Annotated in this window: 3 protein-coding genes; 2 read left to right on the plus strand and 1 reads right to left on the minus strand. The window is 72.2% G+C overall.

The genetic code is table 11. The features are described 5' to 3' along the window. Positions 1-36 precede the first annotated feature (36 nt). Positions 37-1,323, minus strand: a complete 1,287-nt coding sequence (locus tag ACFRCR_RS16110) for an extracellular solute-binding protein (RefSeq protein WP_377678916.1) — start codon at positions 1,321-1,323, stop codon at positions 37-39. Between the two features lie 141 nt (positions 1,324-1,464). Between ACFRCR_RS16110 and ACFRCR_RS16115 the strand changes: the two genes are divergently transcribed. Both ACFRCR_RS16115 and ACFRCR_RS16120 read left to right on the plus strand, forming a co-directional pair. Further along, positions 1,465-2,217, plus strand: a complete 753-nt coding sequence (locus ACFRCR_RS16115; protein ID WP_377678917.1) for a TetR/AcrR family transcriptional regulator — start codon at positions 1,465-1,467, stop codon at positions 2,215-2,217. Next, positions 2,214-5,627, plus strand: coding sequence for a GH36-type glycosyl hydrolase domain-containing protein (locus ACFRCR_RS16120; RefSeq protein ID WP_377678919.1), 3,414 nt, complete (start codon positions 2,214-2,216; stop codon positions 5,625-5,627). The genes ACFRCR_RS16115 and ACFRCR_RS16120 overlap by 4 nt, the downstream gene beginning before the upstream one ends. Positions 5,628-5,702 lie beyond the last annotated feature (75 nt).

The raw sequence follows: 5,702 nt of genomic DNA on the forward strand, positions 1-5,702 counted from the left end.
GCGCCGTCCCTCGGTGGTCGTTGTCATGGTGGAGACTTACCAGCCGAGCCCGAGGGCGTCGGCCTTGGCCTGGATCGTCTTCGCCGCGTCCTCGGCCGTGACCTTGCCGTTGGCGACCTTCTCGGCCTCGGTCTCGATCGTGGCGGAGAGCTCGTCCCAGCTGGGCACGGTCGGCGGGGCGATCGTGTTCTCGAGCTGCTGCTGGAGCACCTGGGTGCGCGGGTTGGACGTCAGGGCCTCGTCGTCCCACGCGCTGGTGACGGCGGGGAGGTCGTTCGTCGCGGCGTACCACTCCTGCTGCGTCTCGGGGTCGGCGAGCCAGCGGACCAGCTTCCAGGCGCCGTCGGCGTTCTTGGCCTCGTCGAAGACGCCGAGGTGCGCGCCCCCGATGTAGGAGTCGTTGTTCGCGGTGCCCGCGGGGACGGGGACGGTGGCGACGTTCTGGTCGACCCATTCCTGGCCCTGCATGTCGGCGAGGACGTTGACCATCCACGGGCCGGAGATGAAGGCCGGGTCGGAACCGTCGACGAACGCGCTGTTCTGCGTGTCGCCGTAGCCGGCCAGGGGCGACAGGCCTTCGGTGAAGAACGAGGCGTAGTAGTTGAGCGCGTCGATCATCGCCTGGTTGTCCAGGTCGTAGGCGTCACCGGCCTCGTTGAAGATCGAGCCGCCTGCCTGCGAGTAGAACGGCAGGATGACCTGCGTCGAGTCCTCGGCGTCGCCCATCGGGAGCTGGAGGCCGTACTCGGAGCCGTTCGCCTTCATCGCCTGAGCGAACGCGGTGAGCTCCTCCCAGCTCGTGGGGGCGGCCACACCGGCAGCCTCCGCGAGGTCCGAGCGGTAGTACATGACGCGGGTCTCGACGTACCACGGCACGCCGTAGTCCACGCCGTCGGCCACGGTCGAGGCAGCGGCTCCCTCGATGAAGTCGTCGGTGTCGACGAGCCCGTCGGGGACGGGCGCGAGGCCCCCCGTGGAGACCATGGTCGGCATGAACGAGGAGCCGATCATGATCGCGTCGGGCACGGTGCCGGCGGCGACGGCCGTCTGGAACTTGGTCATGACGTCGGCCCACGGGATCGTGGTGACCTGGACCTTCGCGTCGGGGTTCTCCTCCGTGAAGCCCTTGACGAAGTCGGGGAGCTTCTCGCCCTCCTCACCCATGGCCCAGACGGTGATGTCGCCTGTCGCGGGTGAGTCGTCCACGGACGTCGTGGAGGCAGCGCCGGGCTTCTCTGCCGACCCTTCGTCCGCGCGCCCACAGGCGGTCAGTGCCAGGAGTCCGACGATGCCGACGGCGACCGCCTTGCGTCCGAGCTTCATGAGCAATCCTCCTCATCGAGTGTTCGGCTCGATCTCTGAGCCGATGCGAAACTACCATAGCGTGCGCTCGGTTAGTCTTTTCACCAGTGGTGTCCGGCACCATACGGTGGATACCGACAAATGCTGACGAAGGAGACGGTGATGACCGACAGCGGTCCTGGTGCCCGAGCTGCCGACACGACGACCACGGACGCCCCGCCCCAGGGCTGGTCCCAGGAGAAGGCGCCGGGCGCGGCCGAGGGGCAACCCCAGGGCAAGCGCCCGGACGGTCGCCTCGTCCGCGGCGAGCAGCGTCGCCGCGAGATCCTGCGGACCGCGGTCGAGGTGTTCGGCGAGCAGGGCTTCCGAGGCAGCTCGCTGCGCGAGATCGCCGCCCGTGTAGGGATCTCCGAGGCCGGCCTCCTGCACCACTTCGGGAGCAAGGCCGGGCTCCTGACGGCGACCATCGAGGAGCGCGACCGGCGCGACCTCGACCGCCGCACCCAGGCGGAGACCGACGGCGCCTCCCTCCTGGCCACGATCCGCGACCAGGTCCGGCGCAACGCCGAGACCCCCGGTCTCGTCGGTCTGCACGTCGTCGTCGCCGCCGAGGCGACCGAACCGAGCCACCCTGCGCACGACGTCGTCCGGGACCGGTACCGGGCGCTGCGTCACCAGGACGACACCCGATTCCGGGACGCCATCGAGCGCGGTGAGCTGCGCCCCGAGGTCGACCCGCAGGCGATCGGCCAGCTCTTCTCCGCAGTGATGGACGGGCTGCAGCTCCAGTGGCTGCTGGACCCGGAGAACGTCGACATGGTCGCGCTCTTCGACCACTTCGTCGCGCTGCTGCAGCCGGACCAGGGCGCCGCGCGCGCCATCGATGAACAGACGACAGAGCAGGAGTCCACGTGACCAGCACCGCCATGACCGCCCCCCTCGCGGGCACGACGATCGCCTCCGGCGAGATGACCGTCGAGCTCACGCAGGGCGGTGACGTGCACGCCGTCCGGACCGGCGGGCTCCTCGTCAACCAGTACCTTCCCGGCGAGCACGACCGCATGCCGGGTGGCGTCCTCCTGCGCGCGACCCGCGCCGACGGCACCGTCGAGGTCGCCCGGCTCACCGGGTCCGCTCCCGCGGTGACGAGCGTCGAGACCGGCGCCGACCGCGTCGTGTGGTCCGGCGCGGCGCTCGGGCTGACGTCGCGCGTCGCGCTCACCGTGGACGACCGGACCCTCGTGTGGCGCGTCGACCTCACGGCCGGACCGGGCGCGGACGCCCGCACGGTCTATGACGTCGTGCACGCCCAGGACCTCGGCCTGGCGCCGCCCGCGGCCGCGCTGTCGAGCGAGGCCTACGTCTGCCAGTACCTGCTCCACCGAGCGTTCGAGCACCCCACCGCAGGCACCGTCCTCGCGAGCCGCCAGACCATGTCCGCGCAGCCGCTGCTGCCGCTCGCCGTCACCTTCCTCGTCGAGGGGGCCGCCGCCCACCTCACCGACTCGCTCCAGGTCTTCACCCCGAAGGCCCGTCACGACGGCGTCCCGCACGGCCTGCTCGGCCCCGTCGCCTCGGGCGTGCTGCAGTACGAGTACGCGATGCCGACGCTCGTCTCCCGGCCGCTCGACCTCTCGACGGGCGCGACCCAGGTCCACGCCGTCACGGTCGTCGACCTGGACGCCCGCGGGCCGCTCGCGGACACCGTCGACGAGATCGACCGGTGGTCCGCCGTCGCCGTCGCCGTCGCCGCGCAGGAACGTGCCGCGCACCAGCTGCCCACGACCGGCTCGGAGCTCCGCGACGCCCCGCTGCTGTCCGGCGACGCGCTCGACGAGGTCGACCTGCTCGCTGCTCTCGGCCTCGCCACCGAGGACGTCCTGCTGCCGGAGCGCGGCGCCGACGGCGCGCTGCTGTCGTTCTTCACCCCCGGCGGGTCGCACGTCGTCGACGGGCGCAAGGAGACCGTGACCGAGCGGTCGCACGGCCACGTCCTCAAGGCCGGGGACGCCGTCCTGCCCACCGACGAGGTGCTGTCCGCGACGGCGTTCGCGCCGGGCGTGTTCGTCTCGCACGTGGTCCTCGGCAACACGACCGCCAACCGCCTCGTGTCGGTCCACCGCCACCACCTCAACCTGCTGCGCAGCAGCGGGCTGCGCGTCCTCGTCGACGACGGCCAGGGTGCCCACCTGCTCGGCGTGCCGTCGGCCCTCGTCCTCGACGTGGGCGGCGTGCACTGGGTGTACGAGACGCCCCTGGGGCGCATCGACGTGCGCACGGTCGCCCACCACCGACACGACCGGCTCGACGTCAGCGTGCGGTGCGAGCGATCGCTGCGCGTGACCGCCACGCTCGAGCTCGACGACGAGGCGGGCGGCTGGGTCGCCGAGCACACGTCCGAGGGCGCGGTCCTCCTGCGCCCCGTCGTGGGCGGCGACGTCGACACGCACTACCCCGACCTGCGCTACGCCGTCACGTCGACCGCGCCGATCTCGACCGCGCCGATCGCCCTCGAGGACGCCGCCGCGCATCGGATGTCCAGCACGACGGGCTCTGGCGGCCTGACCGTGGCGATCTCCGGCTCGCTCCACGGTGACGCCGCCGTGCTCGACCTCCTCGCTCCCGAGCACGCACCCCTCGACGACCTCGAGGCCACGCTCGCGGGTCACCTGGAGACCGTGCGTGGACTCGTCCGCGGCCTGCGCTTCCAGCCCCACCCGGAGGTCGAGACGCAGGAGCTCGACCTCCTCGTGCCGTGGTACGCGCACGACGCGCTGATCCACTTCCTCGTCCCGCACGGACTCGAGCAGTACTCGGGTGCGGCGTGGGGGACCCGCGACGTCTGCCAGGGACCTCTCGAGCTGGCGTTCACCGGCGGGCGCGAGGACATCGCGCGGCAGATCGTGCTGCGCGTCCTCGCCCACCAGCACACGTGGGGCGGGTTCCCGCAGTGGTTCATGTTCGACGAGTACGCCGAGCGGTACAACGACTCGTCGCACGGCGACATCGTCGTCTGGCCGCTCTTCGCGCTCGCCCAGTACCTCGAGGCGAGCGGCGACCTCGCGATCCTCGACGAGAAGGTGCCCTTCTGGGACCACGCGCACCGCCGCCCCGCCTCCGCAGGGGCGGACGCCGAGGCGACCGTGCTCGACCACGTCCAGCGGATCCTCGACCACCTCGAGACCGACCTCCTGCCGGGCACGTCGCTGCCCGCGTACGGCGAGGGGGACTGGGACGACACGCTCCAGCCCGCCGACCCGCAGATGCGCACCAACCTGGCCTCCACCTGGACCTCCGCGCTGCTCGTCCAGGCAGCCGACCTCCTGGCCCGCACCACGGCCGGGAGCGCGGACCTGTTCGCGCTCTCGGAGCGGGCCGACGCCCTCGCGACCGCGGTCCGCACCGACCTGCGCGAGCGCGCGCTCGTCGACGGCGTCATGGCGGGGTACGTGCGGCACGGCGACCAGGGCGACGAGCTCGTCATCCACCCGCGGGACACGAGCACGGGGATGCGCTACCGGCTCATCCCGATGAACCAGTCGATCATCGCGGGCATCCTCACCCCGGCCGAGGCCGAGGAGCACGAGAACCTCATCCTCGAGCACCTGCACTTCCCCGACGGCGTGCGGCTCATGGACCACCCTGCCGCGTTCGACGAGGGGATCCCCCGCACGTTCCAGCGGGCCGAGCAGGCGGCGAACGTCGGGCGCGAGGTCGGCCTCATGTACGTGCACGCGCACATCCGCTACGCCGAGGCCCTCGCCGCGCTGGGCCGCGGACGGACGCTCGACGAGCTGCTCCGCATCAGCCCGTTCGACCTCGGCTCCCGTATCGCCCACGCCGCGCCGCGTCAGCGCAACGCGTACTTCTCGTCGAGCGACGCGGACTTCCCCGATCGTCCGACCTTCGCGCGGGAGTTCGACCGGCTCCGCGACGGGTCCGTCGGAGTGCGTGGTGGGTGGCGCGTCTACTCGAGCGGCCCGGGGATCTACCTGCGCCAGCTCGTCCAGGGCGTCCTCGGCCTGACCGAGCAGGCGGGCGCTCTCGTCGTCGACCCGGTCCTGGCCGCGACGGCCGACGGACTCACGGTCCAGCTCGAGATCGGGGGCCGGGTGCGCACCGTCGTGTTCCGTGTCCGGGACCGGGTCGTGGACCCCGACCGCGGCGCGGGCGTGCAGGTGCGGGTCGGCTCGGGTCCGGACGACCTCGTCGTCGTGCCAGCCTCCCCGCGGACCGGTGACTACCGCGAGCGCGGCGTGGTCGTGGCACCGGGCGGGCTGGGCGACGCGGCGCTCGTCGAGGTCACCGTGACGGCCGGGTCGTAGCTGCGCCACACCGTTCCGCGCCGCGCCGTTCCGCGTCGAGAACGAGGTTGAGGTCGTCCTGGAACCCAGGGCGAC

The organism is Oerskovia sp. NPDC056781, assembly GCF_042789955.1.
Classification (GTDB): Bacteria; Actinomycetota; Actinomycetes; order Actinomycetales; family Cellulomonadaceae; genus Oerskovia; species Oerskovia rustica.

Bases quoted from the DNA above. Each gene is read 5' to 3' on its own strand.
- ACFRCR_RS16110 (WP_377678916.1), bottom strand. From the start codon at position 1,323: ATGAAGCTCGGACGCAAGGCGGTCGCCGTCGGCATCGTCGGACTCCTG.
- ACFRCR_RS16115 (WP_377678917.1), top strand. From the start codon at position 1,465: ATGACCGACAGCGGTCCTGGTGCCCGAGCTGCCGACACGACGACCACG.